Source organism: Streptomyces sp. NBC_00250, from assembly GCF_036192275.1.
In the GTDB taxonomy this organism is placed as follows: Bacteria; Actinomycetota; Actinomycetes; order Streptomycetales; family Streptomycetaceae; genus Streptomyces.
Map to the genome: position 1 here is coordinate 8,838,785 of NZ_CP108088.1, position 22,540 is coordinate 8,861,324.

The 22,540-nt window shown below is 72.8% G+C and carries 11 protein-coding genes and 1 pseudogene; 8 read left to right on the plus strand and 4 right to left on the minus strand.

Translation table 11 applies throughout. The features are described 5' to 3' along the window. Window positions 1-119 precede the first annotated feature (119 nt). From OG259_RS39800 to OG259_RS39810, 3 genes and pseudogenes are all read left to right on the plus strand, one after another. Window positions 120-791, plus strand: coding sequence for a FadR/GntR family transcriptional regulator (locus OG259_RS39800; protein ID WP_328946709.1), 672 nt, complete (start codon window positions 120-122; stop codon window positions 789-791). Window positions 792-982: 191 nt separating this feature from the next. Then, window positions 983-1,174 (plus strand): annotated as a pseudogene (locus OG259_RS39805) (fuconate dehydratase); the annotation flags it as partial. A gap of 106 nt (window positions 1,175-1,280) precedes the next feature. Further along, window positions 1,281-1,742 carry an SRPBCC family protein gene (locus OG259_RS39810; RefSeq protein WP_328946710.1) on the plus strand — a complete coding sequence of 154 codons (462 nt, stop codon included), beginning with the start codon at window positions 1,281-1,283 and terminating at the stop codon, window positions 1,740-1,742. Window positions 1,743-1,756: 14 nt separating this feature from the next. Here the strand turns inward: OG259_RS39810 and OG259_RS39815 are convergent, their stop codons facing one another. Both OG259_RS39815 and OG259_RS39820 read right to left on the minus strand, forming a co-directional pair. Further along, window positions 1,757-2,551, minus strand: a complete 795-nt coding sequence (locus OG259_RS39815) for a YqjF family protein (protein WP_328946711.1) — start codon at window positions 2,549-2,551, stop codon at window positions 1,757-1,759. 159 nt (window positions 2,552-2,710) lie between these two features. Continuing rightward, a complete protein-coding gene (locus OG259_RS39820) occupies window positions 2,711-3,910 on the minus strand; it encodes a S8 family peptidase (RefSeq protein ID WP_328946712.1) in 1,200 nt (399 codons plus the stop codon). A gap of 262 nt (window positions 3,911-4,172) precedes the next feature. Between OG259_RS39820 and OG259_RS39825 the strand changes: the two genes are divergently transcribed. The 5 genes from OG259_RS39825 (at window position 4,173) to OG259_RS39845 (ending at window position 8,381) form a co-directional block, all read left to right on the plus strand. Then, entirely contained in the window at window positions 4,173-5,162 is a 990-nt protein-coding gene (locus OG259_RS39825; RefSeq protein ID WP_328946713.1) for a DUF1996 domain-containing protein, read from the plus strand. Window positions 5,163-5,268: 106 nt separating this feature from the next. After that, window positions 5,269-5,847 (plus strand): sigma-70 family RNA polymerase sigma factor, encoded by a 579-nt coding sequence (locus OG259_RS39830; protein ID WP_328946714.1) that lies wholly within the window; start codon window positions 5,269-5,271, stop codon window positions 5,845-5,847. Then, window positions 5,844-6,572: a zf-HC2 domain-containing protein gene (locus tag OG259_RS39835; protein WP_328946715.1), complete on the plus strand. Its 729-nt coding sequence runs from the start codon at window positions 5,844-5,846 to the stop codon at window positions 6,570-6,572. The genes OG259_RS39830 and OG259_RS39835 overlap by 4 nt, the downstream gene beginning before the upstream one ends. 203 nt (window positions 6,573-6,775) lie before the next feature. Beyond that, the gene (locus OG259_RS39840) at window positions 6,776-7,717 is read left to right on the plus strand and encodes an SCO0930 family lipoprotein (RefSeq protein ID WP_328946716.1); all 942 of its coding nucleotides are present in this window, start codon (window positions 6,776-6,778) and stop codon (window positions 7,715-7,717) included. 46 nt (window positions 7,718-7,763) lie between these two features. Beyond that, entirely contained in the window at window positions 7,764-8,381 is a 618-nt protein-coding gene (locus tag OG259_RS39845) for a hypothetical protein (protein WP_328946717.1), read from the plus strand. A gap of 54 nt (window positions 8,382-8,435) precedes the next feature. On the opposite strand, the gene OG259_RS39850 is transcribed toward OG259_RS39845, so the two are convergent. Then, window positions 8,436-9,140, minus strand: a complete 705-nt coding sequence (locus OG259_RS39850; RefSeq protein WP_328946718.1) for an Lsr2 family DNA-binding protein — start codon at window positions 9,138-9,140, stop codon at window positions 8,436-8,438. Then, window positions 9,137-22,309, minus strand: coding sequence for a non-ribosomal peptide synthetase/type I polyketide synthase (locus tag OG259_RS39855; RefSeq protein WP_328946719.1), 13,173 nt, complete (start codon window positions 22,307-22,309; stop codon window positions 9,137-9,139). Before OG259_RS39855 ends, OG259_RS39850 begins: the two co-directional genes overlap by 4 nt. Window positions 22,310-22,540: the final 231 nt, after the last annotated feature.

A 22,540-nucleotide genomic window follows, 5' to 3' on the forward strand; every position in this document is an offset into this window, starting at 1 on the left:
CGGTCCGCGGCCAGGGGAGCCGGCCGGACGACGAGCCGGTCGGCCCCGTGGCACCCCCTGGAGTAGGCTGACGACCAGCAGACACATCCGATGTATTGGGCCGCGCACAGGAGGACGCCTTGGCAGTCACGGACGAGGCGATCGGGAAGATCAAGGAGATGATCGTCTCCGGTGCGCTGCGCCCCGGTGACCGGCTGCCCAAGGAAGCCGACCTCGCCGCCGAACTGGGCCTGTCGCGCAACTCCCTGCGCGAGGCGGTGAAGGCGCTGTCCCTGCTGAACATCCTCGACGTACGGCAGGGCGACGGGACGTACGTCTCCAGCCTCGAACCGCCGCTGCTCCTCGAAGCGGTGTCGTTCGTCCTGGACTTCCACCAGGACGACCAGGCGCTCCAGGCCCTGAAGGTACGGGGCATCCTGGAGCCCGCGGCGACCGCCATCGCGGCGGAACGCATCCCCGAGGACGAGATCAGGGAGCTCGGCGAGCTCCTCGACCGGCTCGGTGCGGCGCCGAGCCTGGACGAACTCGTCGCCAGTGACCTGGAATTCCACCGGCGCATCGCGGCGGCCTCGGGAATCCCGCTGCTGTGCTCGCTGCTCGACAGCATCTCCGGGGCCACCGTGCGGGCGCGCCTGTGGCGCGGCATCACCGAGGAGACGGCCGTGGCCCGGACCCTTTCCGAGCACCGGGCGATCCTGGACGCCCTCGCCGCTCGCGACGCGCGCACGGCCGAGGCCTGGGCGACGATCCACATCTCCAATGTGGTCCGCTGGCTCGACAGCGTGCTGTGACCTGCCCGCTCGACTCCTCCCTCCACCTTCGTCGCCCTTGAGGTACGACGAGGGCGGGCACCCCCAGGGGAGTGCTCGCTCCTTGGCATGCCCTTCGTGATGCCGTTCTCAAGGGCCGTTCTCAAGGTCCGAGAAACACCCGATGTCTACTTGCCCCGCCTCTCGCCACTGACATCACGCGGGTCACCGCGATGGACACCTACGACATCCGTTTCCCGACCTCCCGCCAACTCGACGGGTCCGACGCGATGAACCCGGACCCCGACTGCTCCGCGGCCTGTCTCGTCCTGCGCACGGACGAGCCCGACGGCCCCACGGGACACGGCTTCACCCTCACCATCGGGCATGACAACGATGTCCAGGTCGCGGCCATCGAAGCACTCCTCTTTGAGCGGGGACGGTGGAAACGTACCGACTGACAGCGGGGGAGAGGTACCGACTGGGGGAACACGGCTCGCCGGGCGGGGCGACCGGTGGTCACATGGGGTCGTGACGAGTGGACAGTTCGAAGCGACGTTCGAGGTCGACCGGCCGGTCGGTGAGGTCTTCGCCTTCCTCGCCGACGGGCGCAACGATCCGGAGTTCAGCCCCCGTGTCCTGAGGATCGAGCGGATTCCGGACAGTCCGACCGCCGTCGGTACCGTCTTCCGGAGCACGGTCAAGGACGCCGGGATGAAGACCGGCCGGGAGTTCCGCATCACGGCCCTGGAAGCCCCCGTGAAGATCCGGTGGGCCGAGGTGTCCAAGAACCTCGTGACGGCGAGCGAGGGCGGCTACGACCTGGAGCCGCTCACCGACGGCCGGACCCAGGTCCGGATCTACAACGTGCTCGAAGGCCATGGCCTCGGCAAACTCCTCGCGGGCCTGGCGCTCGCGGCCGCCCGCAAGGACGCCGACGGCTTCGGCGCCCGGATCAAGGCGGCGGCGGAGGCGGCGATCGCCCCGCACTGAGGCGGGACCGCGGGTCATCCGCCGCCGGCCCGTGGGCGGGGGATCGGCAGGACCCGCGGTTCGCCGGGCGGCGGACCGAAGCGCACCGGGACGCCCGGCGAGTAGAGCACGCTCACGGGCGCGCCGAGCGGCCGCTCCAGACCGGCGGCGGCGAGCAGCGTCTCGTCGCAGTCGAGGAGCCGGGCGCGGTGCAGCGGCCAGCGCGGGTGGGTGTTCGGGAGATAGCGCGGCCGCCCGAGGAACGAGCTGTGCATGCCCCAGCGGGCGGTCAGGAAGTGGTCCAGCGCGGTGGGCTCCTCCACCGGCTCGCCGACCTCCACGCTGATCGCGCTGCGCGCCCCGCGCGGGCCGGGCCAGCGCCGCCTGCTGGTGTACGTCACGGTGGAGCCGTCGCTGTGGACGCTCATCCTCGACCAGACGTACGGGATCCGGAACGCCCACCGTCCGACGGTCACGGGGATCAGGCGGGACGCGTCGAGGGAGCGGAAGACCACGCCACGGCGCCCGTGGCCGTCCACGGAGTAGAGCCGGACGTTGGTCTCGGGGAAGGTGCCGAGGTACGGGATCCCGGGGAGCCGGAGCCAGCCGACCCGGTGCATCCGGAAGGCGACCAGGCCCACGTAGGTGACGCCGTCGAGGGTGTCGGGGACGGTACCGGCGGGCAGGAGCGGGGCGACGTCGGCGGGGTCCACAGCCCAGTGCAGGAACGCGAGGTCGAGCCAGGACTGGGTGAGCAGGGTGCGGTCCGTGCGGTGCGGCGGGTCGGCCGATATCGGTTCGGGCTGCACGGCGGGCGGCATCTGCGGCATTCCAGCAGTATCCGGCACCGACCAGCAGCAGGTGGCCCTCCACGGATGTGTGGAGGGCCACCCTTTCACTGCTCGTCGGGAGGGGAAGGACCCCGACGGGTCGTGCCGTGCGGTCGCGGCGCCGCTGTCAGAGCGACTCCGGCGCCACTTCCGGTCCGGTTACGGCGTGACCTTCAGGAGCTTGTTCGCGGTGCCGGACGACGGGTTCTTGATGGCGTCCGCGGTGGCCGCCCCGGTCAGCGCGGCGGCCGTGTCGGCCGGCGTCGCGGAAGGGTTGGCCGCGAGGTAGAGGGCCGCGGCCCCCGCCACGTGCGGGCTGGCCATCGACGTTCCGGAGATCGTCTTGACGCCGGTGTCGCTGTCGTTCCAGGCCGAGGTGATCTCGGAGCCGGGAGCGTACAGGTCCACCACCGAGCCGAAGTTCGAGAAGTCCGACTGCTCGTCGTCCTTGGTGCTGGACGCCACGGTGAGCGCCTCGGGCACCCGGGAGGGCGAGCCCTGGCCGGCGTCGGAGGACTCGTTGCCGGCCGCGACCGCGAAGGTCACCCCGGAGGCGATGGCCCGCTGGACCGCCGCGTCCAGGGCCTCGTCGGCGCCGCCGCCGAGGCTCATGTTCGCGACCGAGGGCCCGGAGTGGTTCTTGGTCACCCAGTCGATGCCCGCCACGACCTGCTCGGTGGTGCCGGAGCCGTTGTCGTCGAGGACGCGGACGGCCACGACCTTGGCCTTCTTGGCGACTCCGTGCTCGGTGCCGGCGATGGTGCCCGCCACGTGGGTGCCGTGGCCGTTGCCGTCGTCGGCGGTGTCGTCGTTGTCCACGGCGTCGAAGCCGTGGCTCGCCCGGCCGCCGAAGTCCTTGTGCGAGATCCGGACGCCGGTGTCGATGACGTACGCGGTCACGCCGTCCCCGCCGTTGTCGGGGTACGTGTACTTCTGGTCGCCGGCCGTGTCTGCCTGGTCGATCCGGTCCAGGCCCCAGGACGGGGGCTGTTCCTGCGTCTCGGTGATGCTGAAACGCTTGTTCTGTACGACGGTTCCGACGGCGGGGTCGGCGGCGAGGCGCTTCGCCTCGTCGACGGACAGGCCGGAGGCCGAGAAGCCGTTGACCTCGGAGCCGTAGGAGCGGACGAGCGTGCCGCCGTACTTCTTCGCGAGGTCCGCCTTGTTCGCGGATGCGTCGAGGATGACGACGAAGCTGCCGGAGACGGCGCCGGGGGCGCCGAGTCCGTGCACGGTCCCTTCGGCCGGGGCGGCTGCCCCGGCGAGATTGCCCGCGAACAGCGCGGCAGCGGCCGCGGCGGCCGTACCTGTGGCTATGGCCGCGTTGCGAAGTCCGTGGGATCGCTTGTGAGTTGCCATGAAGCTGGATCTCTCCTCGTGTTGACGTGTGGGGCGTCAAACGTTCGAGAGAACCCTGTGCGGATTGGCAGGAGCAAATCAAGTGCCAACCCGAGGTAAGGGCTTATTCAACAAGGTTTCTTAAAGTCCTCTCCGCACCGCCTCCATCTCGCACACGCCTTCTCGCCAACTCCTCCGTGAAATGGGCACGTTCCGGCCCGGTGCCGGAGAGCCGCCGAGCCCCGGTTGACGCCGCCGGTGTGCACCCGCGACGGTGACCGGCATGGGGAGAGAACACCGACTGCTCGTTCTGCTGGTCTGCCTGGTCCTGGGGAGCGCCCTGACCGCTGCCGTTCTGGGGGCGTCCGAACGGAAAGGGCCGCACGAGGCGATGCCCGGGGCGCCCGCGCCCGGCGACTTCGTCGACATCCGTGACGTGCCGCCGGCTCCGGTACAGACGCCGCGCCCCGGGCCGGACGCATCGACCGGCTCGTTCACGGTCGACTGCGGCCGCAACGGCGAGGGTCACTACAACCAGGACAACCTGGTGATCTCACCCGGACTCCGCAACGGCGCACACCACACCCACGCCTATGTGGGCAACCTCTCCACCGATGCCTTCTCGACCGACGGCAGCCTCGCCGCCGCCCCCACGACCTGCCGCGGCGGCGACCGCTCCACGTACTACTGGCCCGTCCTCCGCCGCCCCGACCGCCCCGCGACGCGGCCGTACGAGAAGGCGGCCGCGCACGGCAACACGGGGCAGATCCTCACGCCCGCCGAAGTGCACCTGGAATTCCGCGGAAGCCCGGCCGGCCAGGTCGTACCGATGCCGCGCTTCCTGCGCGCCTTCACGGGCGACGCCGTGGCCTTCACCGCCCGCGGCGACGAGGGCGTGAAGGCTCGCTGGGGCTGCGCGAGCCTGCCCGACCGCTCCACCACCCGCTACCCGCGCTGCCCGGACGGCGACCGCCTCACCCGCACACTCGTCTTCCCCAGCTGCTGGAACGGCCTCGACACCGCCAACCCCGAGCGCACCCACCTCGTCTTCCCCGCCGCCAACGGGGTCTGCCCCCAGAGCTCCTTCGCCGTCCCCGAACTGCGCATCACCCTCGCCTACGAGGCGCCCCCGGCCGACGCGCCGATCGCCCTGGACTCCTTCCCCGAGCAACGCCACAGCCCGAAGACCGACCACGCCATGTTCGTCAACGTGATGACGGACGGTCAGATGGCGAAGCTCGTCACCTGCATCAACACGGGACGCCGCTGCTAACCGCGGCAGTGTGACCCATGTCACCTGAACCACCCGCGCCGGGGCCACGTGTTGGGCACGGCGCGGACGGCGCCGACGATGCTGGCACCGCAGACGGAGTGGATGGATGGCCGGACCGCTATGGCCCCGCAGCAGGCGGGGATCGACCGACGAAGCACTGATCAGGGCGGTGTACGAGGAACACGGCAACGCCCTCCTCGCGTACGCCACCCGCCTGACCGGCGACCGGGCCGCCGCGGAGGACGTCGTTCAGGAGACCCTCATCCGCGCCTGGCGCCACTCGGAAGCCCTGGTCAACGGGAAGGGCTCGGTGCGCGGCTGGCTGCTGACGGTCGCACGGAACATCATCACCGACCGCTACCGGGCCAAGGCCGCCCGCCCCGCCGAGGTGGCGGAGTCCCCGGCGACACCCCCCGTCGCGGAGGACCACGCCGACACGGTCGTCGACACCATGACCGTACTCGGCGCCCTCGACCGGCTGTCACCCGAACACCGTGACGTACTCACCGAGTTGTACTACCGCGAGCGCAGCGTCGCGGAGGCGGCCGACAGCCTGGGCATCCCGGCGGGCACAGTGAAATCCCGCTCGCACTACGCGCTCAAAGCGTTGCGCGAGACGTTCGGAGAAGGAAACCGGCCGAGCATGCCGCAGCAGCCCGCCGGACTCAAGGAGGTGGTCGCATGAACCGGCAGCAGCACGAAGAGGAGGAACTCCTCGGCCCGTACGTGCTCGGCGTACTCGACGACGCCGACACCCGGCGCCTGGAAGCGCACGTGAAGGACTGCGGGGCATGCCGGCAGGAGGTCTCCGACTTGCGCGAGATGGAAGCGGCGCTCGGCGAAGTACCCCAGGAGGCGTTCCTCGACGGTCCGCCCCCCGGCGGAGACCTGCTCCTGCAGCGCACCCTGCGGCAGATGCGGGGCGAGCGCACGACCACGCGGAACCGCCGACGGGGCCTGGTCGGCCTGGCGGCGGCAGCGGCTCTCGCCGGCGTGTTCTGGGCCGGTACGGCCGTCTCGGGCACGGGCGCGCCGGTCGCCCTGCCACCGTCCCCGACGCCGACCTCCCCGGTGACGCCCGCCACCCCGCCGCCGGGCACCCGCGTCGCCTCGGCGACCGACGTCGCCAGTGGCGCCCGGATGACGGTACGGGTGACCCCGGCGGCCCGCTGGGTCCGCGTCCACGCGGCCGTGACCGGGCTGCCCCCGGGCGAGCGCTGCAAGCTCGTGGTGGTGGGCCGCGACGGCACCAGGACCACGGCAGGAAGCTGGGTCGTGGGGGAGGCTCCGGGCGGAGGCGAGGGCAAGGGCGCCTCGCTCGACGGCTCGGCGGCGGTCGACCCGTCGAACGTCCGGGCGGTGGTGGTCGAGAACGAGGCGGGCAAGAGCTTCGTCACCGTGCCCGTGTAGAGGGCGAAGAGGGCGAAGAGGGCGGAAGGATCGGAGAGATCGGAGAAGGCGGAGAGAGAACGGCGCCGGCCGGGGGCAGCCCCGGCCGGCGCTCTCGTGCCAGGGCCGAAAAAGATTCCTGGATTCATTGAACCCGCCCCGGACGGCCCGCGTGTTTCCGGTGCCGACAGAGACCGATGAACCACCGGATAAGAGGAGTTCTCATGATGAACCTCCGCAAGCTCACCTTCGCCGCAGCCGGCACCGCGCTCCTCCTCGGGGCGACGGCCTGCGGAACGCAGGGCACCACGACCGGCTCCCCGCAGCAGGCCCCGGCGCGGTCGGCCGCCCCCGCCGACGGCGACAACAGCGCCGACGCGTACGGCAGTGGCAACGGCGACGCGGGGACCGGCTCCGAAGCCGCCACCGCCTCCGGCCCGCTGGCGGTCCGCAACGACCCCAAGCTGGGACCGCTGGTCACCGACGCGGCAGGCTTCACCCTGTACCGCTTCGACAAGGACACCGCCAGCCCCTCCTCGTCCGCCTGCGCGGGCGACTGCGCGAAGACCTGGCCCCCGGTCCCCGCCTCCGTCACCAAGCCCGGCGGCGTCGACGCCGCCAGGATCGGCTCCGTCAAGCGCGCCGACGGCACCGAGCAGCTGACCATCGCCGGATGGCCGGTGTACCGCTTCGCCAAGGACACCGCGCCGGGCCAGACGAACGGCCAGGGCGTGGGCGGTACCTGGTTCGCCGTCACCCCCGACGGCAAGAAGGCGGGCACCAAGGACGCCGGTGAGCCGGCCGGCGAGGCGCTCCCGGCCCTCTCGCTCGTGAACAACGCCAAGCTGGGCCCCATCATCCGTGACGGCAAGGGCCGCACCCTCTACCGCTTCACGAAGGACACCGCCTGGCCCATGAAGTCCAACTGCGAGGGCGCCTGCCTGGAGAAGTGGCGGCCCGCCAAGCTGGTCGACCTCAGCGACGTCGAGGGCATCGACCCCAAGAAGCTGATCACCTACACCCGCTCGGACGGCACGAAGCAGCTCACGATCGACTGCTGGCCGCTGTACTGGTTCACCGGCGACAAGACCCCCGGCGACACCAACGGCCAAGGCGTGGGCGGCACCTGGTTCGCGGTCACGGCGGGCGGCAAGCTCGTCAAGTAGGTCCACGGGAGCGGTGCTGTCAGTGGCCGGCGATAGCGTTGATCGCATGGGATTCACCAGTGCGTGGGCGATCACCGGCCACACCGACGAAGGCATCGCGAACCTCGCCCCGCAACTGCTCCCCGCGATGCGGGCGGACCGCGAGAGCCCGGATGCCGCCCGCCGCTGGCAGCAGTGGCAGCGGGCCCCGCTCCCCGACTACCGCACCTGGTACGAGAACCACGGCCCGGAGATCGATTCGTTCCGCGCACTCACGGCCCCTGGCAGCCACGTCGACGACATGTGCTCCGGCGGAACGGACCCCGCCTTCTCCGTCGTGTACGACGTATGGGACGGGCAGAGCGAGGACAGCATGTACATCACGGTCCACCGCAAGGAGTACGCCGTGTCCTCCCTCCTCCACGCTCTCGGACCGACGCGAGCGGCGCTCCTGCCGGGCTGGTGCGGCACCTTTCTGCTCACTGCGGCCCAGGTCGCCGAGAGCCTGCCGCACGTCGAGCGGGCCTTCGCCTTCGGTCCGGAGGAGCGCGCGGCCGCAGAAGCCCAGGACTGGCTGGACTACGGGGTCGGCGAAGAGAGCGTCCTGGACGGCCCGCTCCGTGTCTGGCGCACGGCCACCCACCGGGGCATGGGTCTGTGCGGCCTGTCCGTACACCTCACCTGACCCCGGTACTCGGGTCGGTCTAAGTGAGCAGCTCGGACGGTGTGCGTGAGCAGCTCAGACCGGGTCAGCGGATCCGCCGGCGTGTGCCGCTTCCCAGGCCTCCCGGATCGCGAGCGGAACGCGTCCGCGATCCGGCAGCTCGAATCCGTTGGCCCTGGCCCAGTCGCGGATGGCGCGCGTACTGATCGACGACCTGGTGGTCAGGCCGGTGACCGGTACGCGGCTCCGGAGTCGTGAGGGGGTGAAGGCGACTCCGTCGTCGAGGAGGCCCGGGGGGAACCACGGGACGCGCGTCGTCCCGCCGAGGACGTCGACGAGAAACGCGGTCACGGTCCCGTTGTACGTGAACCACGGGGCGCGCACCCGCTCGGCGACGGCGACGGTCCACTGGTCGGGGGCGTCGTGGGGCCGCGTGTCCCAGAACAGATGGTCCCCGTTCCCGGTGACACCCATGGCGAAGAGATCCGCGGCGTTGCACGGCGGCGACCAGGGCCTGCGTGCGGCGCTCGGGATCTCGTCGAGCTGCCCACGCAGCCACATGGGCATGGGACCGGTCAGATCGACCCACTCGCTGAGCGCACCAGGCTGGTACAGGGTGAGGAATCCACAGAACTCACCGAGCCCGTAGGCGGCGACCAGCTCTTTGTAGTCGCGGGGCAGGCGCATGCCCAGTTCGCCCTCGACGCGGATCCAGTCGGGCGCCGGGGGAACGACGGCGGGAGGCGGGCACTGGGCCCTCAGCGCGTCGAGGTCGGTCATCGTTCGGCATCCCTTCGATTGACGTCCCGGCGGGTTCCGGCCGGTAGGGAGGGGAAACCGTCGAGGTCGCCGTCCTCGGTGGCGACGGCGTGCCCGAGCAGATGCAGCGGGCCCGCTGTGACACCCGCCGCTTCCATGCCCCGCCAGTACGCCAGGGCGAGCCGGGCATCCACCAGGCCGTGGACCAGGGGAAGTTCCGGATCGGCGGCGTGCAGCAGGGACTCCAGCCGACACGAGGCGATCGTGTCGGGGAGCCACGAGCGCGCCGCGTATCCCGCGGCGGCGGACGGCGGAAGCCCCGTAGCCGTACGACGCTCCACAGACCCCCCAGGCCGCACGGATTCCGGAGACCCTCCAGGCCGCACGGATCCTGGAGACCCTCCAGGCCGCACGGATCCTGGAGACCCTCCAGGCCGCACGGATCCTGCAGATACCCCAGACCCCACGGCTCCCACGGACAGCAGGCCGCCGCCGACGACGAGGACGTCACGTCGCTCCCGCATCCGGGCCAGGGCCGCTGTCGTGTCGAAGCAGTGCGGGAAGGAGTCGTCGACGACGATCGTTCCCGGCCGGAGCCGCGACACGTCGAGCACCACGCCACCTCCGCTGACGGCCGTGACGAGCAGATCGGCCTCGTACACGGCGTCCGGAAAGCCGTCCGGCCGAGCGGCCGGACCGGACTCGTGGATCTCCACGCCCCGGGACAGACCGCGGGCGACCAGACCGTCGGCCAGAGTCCGCAGCCGTGCGGAACTGCCCGCGACATCACACAGGAGCAGCCGGGCGGGCGGCTCGGGCGCGAGGGTCAGGAGCAGTTCGAGGGACGAGCTGCCGATGGAGCCCAGGCCTGCCACGGCGACGACGAGGTCGCCGAGCTCGCGGCCCGTCCGGGCGAGCGCGGCATGGACGGTCTTGACCACGGACACGGCGGTCGCCGCGTGCCCGGTCGTGAGGACCGCGGGGCGGTCCGCCGCCCGCAGGACACCGAAGCCGTACGCCGTGAGGGACGGGATCATGCCCGCGAGCGAGACGCAGCGGGCGCCCAGTGACGCCGCGTACTCGACGGCTCGGGCCGTGCGGTCGGCGAGGTCGGGCGTCGACGCGAGCTCATCGGCGAACAGCGGGAGGCAGACGAATCCGGACCGGCCGAGAGGCGTACTGATCTCCTCCATGAGCCGCGGACGCCCGTCGGGGAAGAGCAGCTGACGGAGCTGCTCACGCGCCCCGTCCTTTCCGTCATTCCCGACCTTCCCGTCCTCCTCGCCCGCCGACCCGCCGAGCGAGTCGTGCGAGTCGAGCGAGTCGTACGACGCCTGCCCGGCGAGCGCGGCCAGCTGACCGGGCGGCGGAAGGTACCCGACGAGAGCGGAGTCGAGGACGTCGGCGCCAGGGCCCGCGACCGACTCCGCCGCGCCCGCGGCTTCCGCCGACCCTTCGGACATCGCGCTCCGCAGCGCGCTAGTGAACGACGCGAAAGCCGTCTCATCGGCGAACGCCGTGGTGGACGCGCGCAGCGTCACCCGCAGCTCTCCCTCGCCGACCGGCCGTACCGCCAGGAACGTGTCGGTGCCCACCGGCGGCGGTGTGAGGACCGCGTCGCCGTCGTCCCACCTGACCCGCAGCGTTTCACCGCTCATCGGGCCGAGCGCCGAGAAGTCCAGGAAGGTGAAGAAGAACTGGGCGCCCGGCGGCAGACCGCCGTCACTCCGAGGAGCCGGGACCCCTTGCGCCCGCGCGGCCTCGACCTCCTCCACGACCGCGCGAAGGTCCTCGCCGAGTGTGCGGCGGCCTGTCCCGACGTCCCCGGCCTGCGGACCCGGCCGCAGGGGTATGGCGGCGGCGTACGGGCCGAACACCAAGTGGGCGTCGGGGTGCGCTTCGTCGCGGCCCGATACGGCCAGACCGAGGATCAGATCGTCCTGCCCGGTGGCGGCTGCCAGTGTGCGGTAGTACGCGGTGAGGACCGGGGCGAAGAGCGTCGTACCCGCGTCGGAGGCGATCCGGCGCAGAGCCGCGACCCGGTCCGCGTCCAGGGTGAACCCGGTGGAGCGGTACGGAGGCGTCGCAGCGTTTCTGCCGGTCGCACCGCTCCCGGCGTCGTCCCCGAGGACCGGGCGACGGTAGGGCTCGTCGAGACGGGCCCGACGCGTGCCGCCGGAGGCGACCGCGCGTTCGTGGAGGGCGACCTGGTCCCGGAACATGCCGCGCAGCGACGGAAGTTCGGCGGGTTCGCCCCGTACGACCCGGTCGTACAGGGCGAGCAGCTCCCGGCCGAGCAGCGCCACGCTGTAGCCGTCGCCGATCAGATGGTGGGCGTGGACGACGAGCACGTGCTCGTCGGGCCCCAGGCTGAGGACCCGCAGACGCAGCAGCGGCCATGCCCAGGACTCGAAGCGCCGCTCCCGTTCCTCGGCGACCCGTGACGTGAGGAGGCCGGGTTCGGCGAGGGTCTCGAAGTCGACCGGGAGCCGCAGGGTGGGCGGAAGCTCCTGCTGGACCGGCGGGCGAGCCCCGGCGGGGAACACGGTCCGCAGCATCGGATGGCGTACGACGCAGGCGTCGACCGCCTGCTGGAACGCTTCGGGGCGCAGCGGCCCGTCGACCCGCAGACGGGCGAGCCACGCCGTGGGGGAGCCCGGTGCCATGGCCTCCGCGAGCAGGAATCCGCGCTGGGAGGGGGAGAGGGGGAAGGGAGCCGGACCGTCGGGCCCGTGCGCGCCGGTGCCGTGGAAGGCGTGGTCGGTGTCACCAGCGCCCTCTGCGGCAGCGCTGTCGACGGCGGCGGCGAGGGCGGCCAGCGTGCGATGGGTGTAGACGACCGTGGGCCTGGGCAGGGTGCGGATCTTCTCGCGCAGCCGGGCGAACACCTGGAGGACGAGAAGGGAGTCGCCGCCCAGGGCGAAGAAATCGTCCTCGCGCCGGATCTCCTCCGCGTCGAGGAGCTCGGACCAGACCCGGGCCAGCAGGACTTCGGTCGGTGTTGCGGGGCGGGTGCCCGGCCCTGAGGCTCCGACTGGCCATCTGGTGACCGGAGCCGACGCGAGCGCCGGCGCGGGCACGGGCGACGGCGCAGAGGCAGGAGCGGTGAGCCGGGCACGGTCGATCTTCCCCGTCCCGGTCAGCGGTAGTTCGTCGACGACGTGGATCCGGGCCGGAAGCATGTACTCGGGCAGCGTCCGCGCCAGATGGGCGCGCAGAGCCGTGGAATCCGGAGCCGTGGAATCGGGGGCCGCGGAATCCGGAGCGGTGGATCCCGGAGCGGTGGATCCCGGGGCCTTGGCATCCGGAACTGCGACGCCCGGAGCCGCGACGCCCGGTCGGCACTGGACGAAGGCGCTCAGCCGTTCGTCGCGGTGGACCACGGCCGCGCGGGCGACCGCCGGATGCGTCAGCAGGACCGACTCGATCTCGCCGGGTTCCACCCGGTGCCCGCGGATCTTCACCTGCTCGTCGAGCCGTCCGAGGAACTCGAGGACACCGTCCACGCCGCGCCGGACCCGGTCGCCGCTGCGGTACCAGCGGCGGCCGTCGCGCTCGGTGAACGCGGCGGAGGTCAGCTCGGGCGCGTGCAGATAGCCGGGCGTGAGCCCCACACCGGCGATGAGCAGCTCGCCGGGCTCATCCGGTGCGCAGCGCCGCCCGTCCGCCGCCACCACGTCGACCTCCGTGCCGGTGAGGGGCGTACCGATGGGCAGGGTCCGTACGTCGTCGGCGGGGCGGCTTTCGATGATGTGGAAGGTGGCGTTGACGGTGGCCTCGGTGGGCCCGTACAGATTGGCGATCCGGTGTCCGGGGCCGAACAGGTCGTACCAGCGACGTACATGGGCGGGCGCGAGCGCCTCGCCGCCGACGTGGATCCAGCGCAGGGCCGACAGGTCCGGCGCCGGGCCGCCGTCCCGCACCCGGGTCTCGGCGGCCTCCAGCAGCCGGGACCACAGGCTCGGGACCGAACTCCACACTGATATCCGGGCCTGCTCGACCCGTTCGAGCAGCGCCTCGGGGTCCCGGAGGAGCTGCCGGGGCACGGTGACCACCGTCGCCCCGACGAGCAGGGGCGCCAGGAGCTGCCGTACCGACGCGTCGAAGCACAGCGACGCCGTCTGCGCGAGCCGGTCCCCCTTCCCGTAACGGAACGTGGCCAGCGCCCAGTCGAGGTAGTTGCTCATCGAACGACGTGTGATCGGCACCGCCTTGGGCCGCCCGGTGGAGCCGGAGGTGAAGATCACGTACGCGAGGGAGTCGGGGCCGGCGGCCGGAAGCTCCGCGCTGTCGGGCCACGGCTCGGAAGGAGCGGACGACGGGTCGTCGGCCGTGAGCAGGGTGATGTCCGCGCTCGCGGCGAGCCGCGCCGCCGACGCGCGGGTCGCCGCATGGCAGACGAGAGCGCGCGTGCGGGACCGCTCCAGCTGGTCGGCCAGACGGGCCGGGGGATGGTCGGCGTCCAGCGGAACCCAGCCCGCACCGGCCCGCAGGATGCCGACCACACCGGTCACGGCATCGACGCCGGGTTCGGTCAGGAGCCCCACCAGGTCACCCGGGACCACGCCGTGGGCGCGCAGGCGGGCGGCGAGCGCGCCGGACGCCCGGCCGAGTTCGGCGTAGGTGAGGGTGCCCCCGTCGCCCGTGTCGACGGCGACCAGTTCCGGCGTCGCCCGGAACTGGTCGCGCAGGCGGGCGACGATGTCGGAGGGCTCGTGGACGGCTTCCACCGGCACGGCGGACTCCATGGGGGCAACGACCTCCACGGGAGCAATGGTCTCCCCGGGAGCAAGTGTCTCCACGAACACGCCAACCCCCACGGGAGCACTTGTCTCCACGGGCACCCCGACCTCCACGGGAGCAACTGTCTCCACGGGCCCAACGGCCTCCATCGGCCGGACTGCCTCCGCGAGTTCGGCCAGGTGATCGGCGGCGAGACGGGCGATCGTGGTCCGGTCGAACAGCCGGCCCGGGAAGTTCCACGAGAAGGACAGCGCTCCGTCGGATTCCCAGCACAACAGGCTCAGCCGGGTGGCGGCGGAGGCCGTTCCGGCCGAGGTCGGACGCACCTCCACCGGGCAGTCGGGGTCGAGGGAGACGGGGAAGCGCGCGAAGCTGAACGACGCGGGCGAGGCCGTACGAGGTCCCGCCCCGTCCGCGGGCAGGAGGCGGGCGAGGTCGAGACTCGTGAGCCGGCCGTGCCGCTCGCTCTCGGGCCACGCGTCGCGCAGCCGTATCGCGAGCGTGTGCACCGAGTCGTCCGGGCCGACGGGAACGGGGATCGGCAAGGTGTCGGCCAGAGGTCCCACCAGCCGGTCGACACCGGGCAGCCGGGACTCGCGACGGGCTCGCGCCACGTTCACGGACACGTCCTCCCGGCCGCCGCTCCAGCGGGACAGACAGCGCGCGTATGCCGCGAGGAGGAGGTGGAAGAGGGAGACCCCTTGGGCAGCGGCCGTCTCCCGGAGCGCGGCCGACAGGTCGGGGCCGGGGGCCACCTGGTGGGCGAGGAGCGGGGGTTCGGGGAGCCCGAGCGGGTCGCCGTCGTACGGCAGCGCGAGCGGCTCGCCCCGACGGGCCAGCACCGCACGCCAGTGGACCCGGTCCTCGGCGAGTGCCTCCTCCGACCGCTCCGCGCGCTCGTGCGCGGCATAGGAGGCGAAGTGGGCGACAAGCGGAGGGAGTTCAGGGGAGCGGCCCCGTGCGAGGGCCGTGTAGAGGGCCCAGAGTTCCTCGCCGAGGATGTTCAGGCTGAAGCCGTCGGCGGCGGCATGATGCACCACGAGCACGAGACGGGCGGAGTCGGCGTCCACGGTGCGGGCGAGAACGGCGCGGACGGGAGCGTCGACGGCGAGGTCGAACGGCCGGTTGCACAAGGCCTCTTCGAGCCGCCCCAGCTCCTTCTCGACGGTGCTGATATCGGGTCGGGTGCAGGTCCCAGTACCGGTCCCGGTTCCGGTTCCAGTTCCGGGATCGACATCGACATCGACATCGGCACTGGGCAGGTCCCGGACTTCGTACCAGTCGGGGATCCGCCCCCGGGGAGTCGGCGGTACGACGGCCTGGGTGGGAACCGGCTGCCCGGGGTGCACCCGGACGCGAAGCATCGGGTGCCGGTCGGCGAGCAGCCCGAGGGCCTCGCCCAGCAGCTCGGGGTCGAGCGGTCCACGGACATCCTGCGTGACGTAGCCGTAGGCGGCGACGTCCGGGTACAGGCCACCCTGGGTGTGGAAGGCGAGCTGGACCGGTGTCAGGGAGAAGGGCGCACCGTCGGCGGCGCCCGTTCCCTCTCCCTCCTTCTCCTCTGTGGCGCCCCCGGGACCCTGGGTGGGGGAAGGGTCCTCGGAGACGCCCAGCCGGCGGGCGAGTTCCCCCAGCGTCCGATGTTCGAAGAACAAGGTGATGGGCAGGGAGCAGTCCAGCTCCTTCTCCAGCCGTTTCACGAGATCGACGGCCATGAGCGAGTCCAGACCCAGGCCGAGCAGCGGTACGTCGTCGCCGAGGTCGTCCGGGGACACGTGGAGCGCCTCGGACAACAACCGCCGAAGGACACCGGAGACGCCGGCCGTCGGCTCGGAGGGCAGGTTGTTCGCGCGCCAGGGGGTGTCCGTCGCGGCCGTGAGGGCCGGGCGGGACGCCGTGGTCGCGGGGTCGGTGGGCGAGGGCGCGACGATGTCGACCTCGGTACGGCGAGCGGCGCCCGCGCCCAGATCGGCGACCATCAAGTGGCAGGCATCGGTGCCGCAGGCCCGGCGCAGGGCCTCCAGCGCCTCACCGGTCGCCAGCGGCGCGGGTCCGCGTCCGGCAGCGGGTCCGCGTCCGGCGTCGGGTTCACGTCCGGCGCCGGGGGCGGGAGTGTCGGCACGAGGTGCGGGCATCCCGGTACTGAGAGTGGACAGGCCGGTACCGGCAAGGAGTCCCGTCTCGGCGAACGCGGCGAAGTTGACCGACTGCCACGGCCGGCCGGACGCGCGTTCGGCGGCGGCGAAGGCGTCGAGGTAGGCGTTGGCGGCGGCGTAGTCGCCGATCGCCCCCGCCAGGCCGGGCAGCACCGAGGCGACAGAGGAGAAGGCCACACACACGGCGGGGCGCAGGTCGTGCGCGCGGAGCCCGCGCGCGAGCAGGGCCGTACCGCGCGTCTTGGCGGCCAGGACCTCGGCCACCTCCTCGGGCGTCTTGGCCCGCAGGGTGCCGGGGCGCACCACCCCGGCCGCATGGACCAGCACGTCGAGCCGCGTCAGACCGGCAAGGAGCGCGTCGACGTCGGCCTCGCGGGAGACGTCTGCGGCGCGGTACTCCACGGTGGCACCCAGCAGCCGGAGTTCGGCGAGCAGCCCGGCGGGCGGCACGGTCGAGCGACCGGTCAGCACGAGTTTCGGCCGGCCTCGTCGGGCGAGATCACGGGCCAGCGCGCCACCGACCCCTCCGGCACCACCGGTGATCAGATACACGCCGTCGGCCGGCAATGCGGCCTCACGCGTCACGGGTCCGGTGGCGTCGGGCTCGGCGACCGGCTCCGTGGTCCGGCCGAGGCGTCGCCCGGCCCGCCAGGCGACGGCGGGCGCGGGTTGCCCGCTGCCACTCGACGACGTGGGACGGGCGGTGAGTTCGTGGTCGAGCGCGTCAAGACGCAGGTCGATCTCGTCGAGGGACGACAGGTCGACGCTGTGGGCCGTGACGCCGGGCAATTCCTCCGGCAGCGCCATCGTCAATCCGGTCAGGACCGCCTGTGCCGGACGCGGCAGCTCGGGCCCGGCCCCGGTCGCATGGACGTCCTCGGTGACGACGAGCACGCGCGGGCGATGGAGAGCGAGCTGCGGCAGCAGGCCCTGGAGCTCGGTCACCATGGCACGGTGCGCCGCGTCGAGCGCGTCGGCGGAATCCGGCTCCACGGCAGGCCCCGCGATCAGTACGACGGCCTCGGGGGCCGTCGTACCGTCGCGCTCGCCGCCGGGCAGGGGATTGTCGCCGACCCGTCGGAGGACGGTGACACCCCGCCCCGCGAGCCGCTCCGCGAACGCGCGCGCGAGCGCCGATTCCGGGCCGGCAAGGAGGACGGAACGCGGCCGGGAGCCGAAGGTCAGCGGGGCGTCGCCCCACACGAACCGGTGCAGCAACGGTCGGGGCGATATGGGTGATCGGGGCGATCGGAGGGATCGGGAAGGCCGGGGAGCGGCGGCAGGCCAGTAGCGGCGCCGCTGGAAGGGATACGTCGGTACGGAGGTGCGGGCCCGACCGGCGTCCATGGCCCTACGGTCGAGCGGCACGCCCCGCTGCCAGAGATGGCCCACGGTCTCAAGGAGCCCCCGCGCACCGTCCCGGTTCCCGGTCGCGAGCGCCAGGGCGCCGCGCGGATGCGTCGCGCCGAGGGCGCGGACGGAACTGCCCAGGGAGTCGGCGCCGAGCTCGACGAACGTGTCGAACCCCTCGCCGAGCAGACGCTCCACGGCCGCGCCGAACCGGACCGGCTGCCGCGCGTGGTCCCGTAGATGGGCCGGGTCCAGGACCGGTTGCCACCCGGTGGTGACCGTACTGATCAACGGTGTCACCGACGGCCGCAGCACGAGGGCCCGAGCGGCGTCGGCCAGCGGTTCCAGGGCCGGATCCATCAGGGACGAATGGAAGGCCCGGGACACCGCGAGGCGTCGTGCCGCGATGCCCCGGACGGCCAGCTCGGCGACGGCGCGCTCAACGGCGCCCTCCGTACCTGCAAGGACCACCTGGCCGGGACCGTTGACGGCGGCCACGCTCAGTGCGCCCCGTGCGTCGGCCACCAGTGAGGCGACGGTCGCCTCGTCACCGCGCACCGCCGCCATGGCGCCGGGGGCGCACAACTCCGCCATCAGCCGCCCGCGTTCGGCGGCGAACCGCACGGCGTCGGCGAGCGAGAGCGTCCCCGCGACACACGCGGCGGCGATCTCGCCGACACTGTGCCCGGCCACCGCGTCCGGCGTGATCCCCCAGGCCCGCACCTGGCGGGCGAGCGCGACGCCGTACGCCACAAGGAGCGGCTGGGCGACCTCGGTGCGGGCGAGCGCGTCGGGCGACACGTCGTCGAGGCACCAGGCGGCGAGACTGCGCCCACCGATCACACCGGCGTGGGCGGACGCCTCGTCGAGCGTTTCCCGGAAGGCGGGCGCGTCCGCGTACAAGGCGCGGCTCTGACCGTGCGGCCGAACGCCCTGCCCCGGCAGGAGAAGAACGAGCCGCGCCCGGGAGCGTACGGAGCCGCCGGCCGGAGCTTCCCCGCCGAGCGCGGCCGTCTTGAGTCCGGCGGTGTCGCGCACAGCGGTCTTGAGCACGGCGTCGAGCCGGGAGGCGATATCGCCGTCGGCGACGAGGGCAAGACGGTCGGGCCCCTCGTCCCGGGCGACGGCGACGGCAGCGCAGACGTCTCCCTCGTCGAGACCCGGGTGGTCGCGCAGATGATCCGCGAGACCGGCAGCGGCGGCACGCAGCCCGTCGGCCCCGTGCGCCGACAGGGTGAGCAGCCGTGGACCATCCGACGGCGCCTGATGCGCCTCAGGCCGGGCGGGCGCTTCTTCCAGTACGGCATGGGCGTTGGTGCCGCCGAAGCCGAACGCGTTGACGCCCGCGACCAGCGGACCGGGCGCCTCCCAGTCGCGCACCGTGTCCACCAGGGCGAAACCGGCGCCGGTCAGGTCGAGCGCGGGCGCGGGCCCCGGCGCCGACCGGAGCGGGGAAGGCGGCAGACGCCGCTGACCGAGCGCGAGGACCACCTTCACCAGACTCGGCATGCCGGCGGCGTTGAGCAGATGGCCGATGTTGGTCTTGACCGAGCCGAGCAGCCGGAGCCGCCCGTCGGCAAGCGGCGGGAAGGCATGGGCGAGCGAACGGACCTCGACGGGGTCGCCGATGGGCGTACCGGTGCCGTGGGCCTCCACGTACGACACGCTCGCGGGGTCGACGCCCGCGTCGCGGTACGTCTGCGTGATGACCTCGCGCTGCGTCAGGGGATTGGGGGCCATCAGGCTGAGCGAGCGGCCGTCGTTGTTCACGGCGGTGCCGCGCAACACGGCGAGGACCGGATCACCGGCGCGCTCCGCCTCGTCGAGACGGGTGAGGACGAGGGCAGCGCCACCCTCCCCGGGAACGAATCCGTCGGCGGCCGCGCCGAACGCGTGACAGCGGCCGCTCGGGGACAGGGCTTGCGCCTGCTCTAGGAGGGAGTACCCGGTGGACGTCAGATTGAGGTGTACGCCGGCGACGACCGCGACGTCGCACTCACCGGCCTGGAGGCTGTGCCGCGCCAGGTGCAGCGCGACGAGGGCCGAGGAGCACGCGGTGTCGACCGCGAGCGCGGGCCCGGTCAGGTCCAGGCAGTGCGCGACGCGGGCGGCGAGCATGTTGGGAAGGTTCCCGGTCAGCGCGGCCGCGGGCAACTCCGCCTCCCCGTAAGACTGTTCGAGCACCCTTCGGTAGCCGCTGTCACCAGCGGCGACGAACACTCCCACCCGGCGCCCGCGCCGGCGCGGACCGGCGTACCCGGCCCGCTCCAGGGCCTCATGGGCGAGCTCCAGGAGGATCCGCGCCTGGGGGTCGATCGCCCGGGCCTCTTCCTCCCCGATGCCGAAGAACCCCGCGTCGAAGCCGTCCGGCTCGTCGAGGAACGCGCCCCACCGGGCCTGGCCGTCGGACGGCTCCGCCCACCGGCCGTCGGGCACGGGGGTGACAGCGTCGTAGCCTTCGAGGAGCCGGTCCCAGAACGCTTCGGGAGTGTCGGCACCGGGAAACCGGCACGCGAGAGCGGAGACGGCGACGACGGGTTCGACGTCCGCGGCCGACATGCTCCGAGCCGCGCGTGACGGGGACGCATCCGCCCCGGGGCGGTGTGACGTCCCGCCCAGCGCGGGCTCGTCAGCTCCCGGACCACCCGAACCGCCGGCGGTGAGCACCAGCCCGGCGAGCGCAGCCACGGTGGAGTGGTCACGCAGGTCCGAAGGACGCAGCGGCACGCCGAACTCGTCCTCCAGACCGGCCAGCACTTCCATCGCCTTGAGCGACGAACCCCCGAGCGCCCGGAAGTCGTCGTGCAGCCCGATGTCGCCGTCAGCCAGCCCGAGTGCCCGTGCCCAGAGCCGGACCACGACAGCCTCGACGTCGGGCCGTGCCCGGGGGACGGGTGGCGAGGCCACGGCGACGGGCAGCAGCCTGTCGACGGCACTGACGGCCTGCGGCCCGGCGCAATGGTCCCCGTCCTGGAGATCCGGTGCGGTCGCCACTGTCGGCTCCCCGGCCCGCAGGGCGGGCGTGTCCCGGTCCTGCGCGACAGACGCGTCCTCGGCCCGCCCCAGCGGCGAACCGTCGGCGCGCACTTCTGCGGTGTCGCCGGCCCCGGCCCCTGGGCACGACGTGTCCTCCGCCCCGGCCCTCAGGGATGACGTGTCCTCCGCCCCGGCCCCTGGGTACGACGTGGCCCCGGTCCGCTGCCCCGGCAGGGACGCGCCCCGGAGACCTGCCGCAGACCCCTTCCCCCACACACCCGTAGCTGCCCGCCCGGAGATCTCCGGATACTCCCCGCCCTCGAAGCGCTCGCGCAGCACCCCCCGCCGCACCTTCCCGCTGGTCGTCCGCGGGAACCCCCGGACGGGCAGCGCAAGTACACGCACATCGTCGTGCCCCAAGGCCTCGCGGACCCGCCCCGCGACCTGGTGCAAGAGCTCTGGCGTCACGGCGGAGAGCGCACGCGCACGCCCATGCGCGGGCGGGGGTGCGGGCGCGGGTGCGAGGAAGACGACCACCCGCTCGCCGCCGCCCGCCGGATCGTTGGAGCCCACCACCGCCACCATGCACCGCCCGAGACCAGGCGTGCCGGCGGCCACCTCTTCGAGGTCCGCCGCATGGAACGTACGCCCGTCGACGAAGACGACGTCCTTGGAGCGCCCGGTCACACAGAGCCGCCCCTTGCTCAGGAAACCCAGATCGCCGGTGCGCAGCCACCCGTCGACGAAGGCCCCCGCCGTCGCCTCCGGCGCGCGATGGTACCCACGGGCCAACTGCGGCCCCCGGACCTCGATGTGGCCGACCTGCCGTTCCTCGACGGCCTCGCCTCGGTCGCCGGTGATCCGCACCGCGCACCCGTGCACCGCGCTGCCCACGTCCATCAGCTCGACCGCGTCGGGGCCGGGCGCCGTGTCCACGGCCAGCCCACGGCTGAGCGCGGCCCGGTCGAGGGCGAGGGGGCGGGCCACCTCGCCGGGCGGCGGGAAGGTCACGGCAAGCGTGGCCTCGGCGAGGCCGTACACCGGCTGGGGCGCGGTCGCCGTGAGCCCCGTGGGCCGCATGCGCCGAACGAAGGCCCGCCAGACGGCCGGCGAGATCGGCTCCGCGCCGACGAGGATCATCCGTACACACGCCAGGTCGAGACGGGCGAGGGTCTCCTCCGATACGCGTCGTTCGACGAGGGCGAGGGCGAAGTTGGCGGCCGAGAGCAGCGTCGCCCGGTGCCGATCCACTGCTTCCAGCCACTGTACGGGCCGCTTGGCGAACGTCAGGGGTTCGAGCCGGACCTGCCTGATCCGTGCCGACAGCGGAACGAGGTGGGTGCCGATCAGACCCATGTCGTGGAAGTACGGCATCCAGGTCGCGAGCACGTCGTGGGACCTGATGCCCGCCGCGGCGCGGATCTGCGTCAGATTGGCCAGCACGGCGGCATGCGTGAGCTCGACCCCCTTCGGCGCTCCGGTACTGCCGGAGGAGAACTGCAGAAACGCCACGTCAGCAGGCGTTCGCTCCGGCAGCTGCCGAGGAGCGGGGTGTGCACGCAACCCGTCGAGCGTCAGGGGGCGTACGGAGTCGGGCAGGGAATCGAGCAGCGGCGCGGTGGAGGCGCCGAGGGCTACCGGTGGCCGGCCGAGGAACTCCCATACGGGGAGCACCCGCCGTACGTCCGGGGCGAGCGGCACAGGTACGAGGCCGGCGGCCACGGCGCCCCAGAAGAGCGGCAGGAACTCCTCGCTGCGATCGGCCGGCAGCACCACATGACTCCCCGGCGCGAGCCCCGCGTCGAGGAACCCTCCGGCGACACGCAGCGAATCGGCGAGCAGCGCGCGATGGGAGACGGCCCTTTCCGCGCCGTCCCCGTCCACATGGACGATCCCCTGGTCGGGCGCGAACTCTGCCGCGCCGGACAGCACGTCCAGCAACACCGTCTCGCCGTGTCCCCGCATCAACGCCCCCGTGGCTCTGCCCGGCGGCGGCCCCCTCACAGCCCGCGAGAGCGACCGCCCCCGTTTCGGTCTGGTCTGTCGCAATGATGACTGATCTTCATTTCACCCGGCGTCGCGGGCCGGGCGGGACTTTCCGGACACGACCGAGGGGCGAGGCGAATCCGCCGAGAGCACAGACGACCACCGAACCTGTTGGTGACGTGGGACCCCCGGCTGACGTGCCGGGGTCCC

What these genes read in the sequence shown, in the direction of transcription:
- OG259_RS39830 (WP_328946714.1), top strand. Translation starts at nt 5,269, where the DNA reads ATGGCCGGACCGCTATGGCCCCGCAGCAGGCGGGGATCGACCGACGAA.
- OG259_RS39815 (WP_328946711.1), bottom strand. Translation starts at nt 2,551, where the DNA reads ATGCCGCAGATGCCGCCCGCCGTGCAGCCCGAACCGATATCGGCCGAC.
- OG259_RS39845 (WP_328946717.1), top strand. Translation starts at nt 7,764, where the DNA reads ATGGGATTCACCAGTGCGTGGGCGATCACCGGCCACACCGACGAAGGC.
- OG259_RS39850 (WP_328946718.1), bottom strand. Translation starts at nt 9,140, where the DNA reads ATGACCGACCTCGACGCGCTGAGGGCCCAGTGCCCGCCTCCCGCCGTC.
- OG259_RS39840 (WP_328946716.1), top strand. Translation starts at nt 6,776, where the DNA reads ATGATGAACCTCCGCAAGCTCACCTTCGCCGCAGCCGGCACCGCGCTC.
- OG259_RS39820 (WP_328946712.1), bottom strand. Translation starts at nt 3,910, where the DNA reads ATGGCAACTCACAAGCGATCCCACGGACTTCGCAACGCGGCCATAGCC.
- OG259_RS39855 (WP_328946719.1), bottom strand. Translation starts at nt 22,309, where the DNA reads ATGCGGGGACACGGCGAGACGGTGTTGCTGGACGTGCTGTCCGGCGCG.
- OG259_RS39835 (WP_328946715.1), top strand. Translation starts at nt 5,844, where the DNA reads ATGAACCGGCAGCAGCACGAAGAGGAGGAACTCCTCGGCCCGTACGTG.
- OG259_RS39825 (WP_328946713.1), top strand. Translation starts at nt 4,173, where the DNA reads ATGGGGAGAGAACACCGACTGCTCGTTCTGCTGGTCTGCCTGGTCCTG.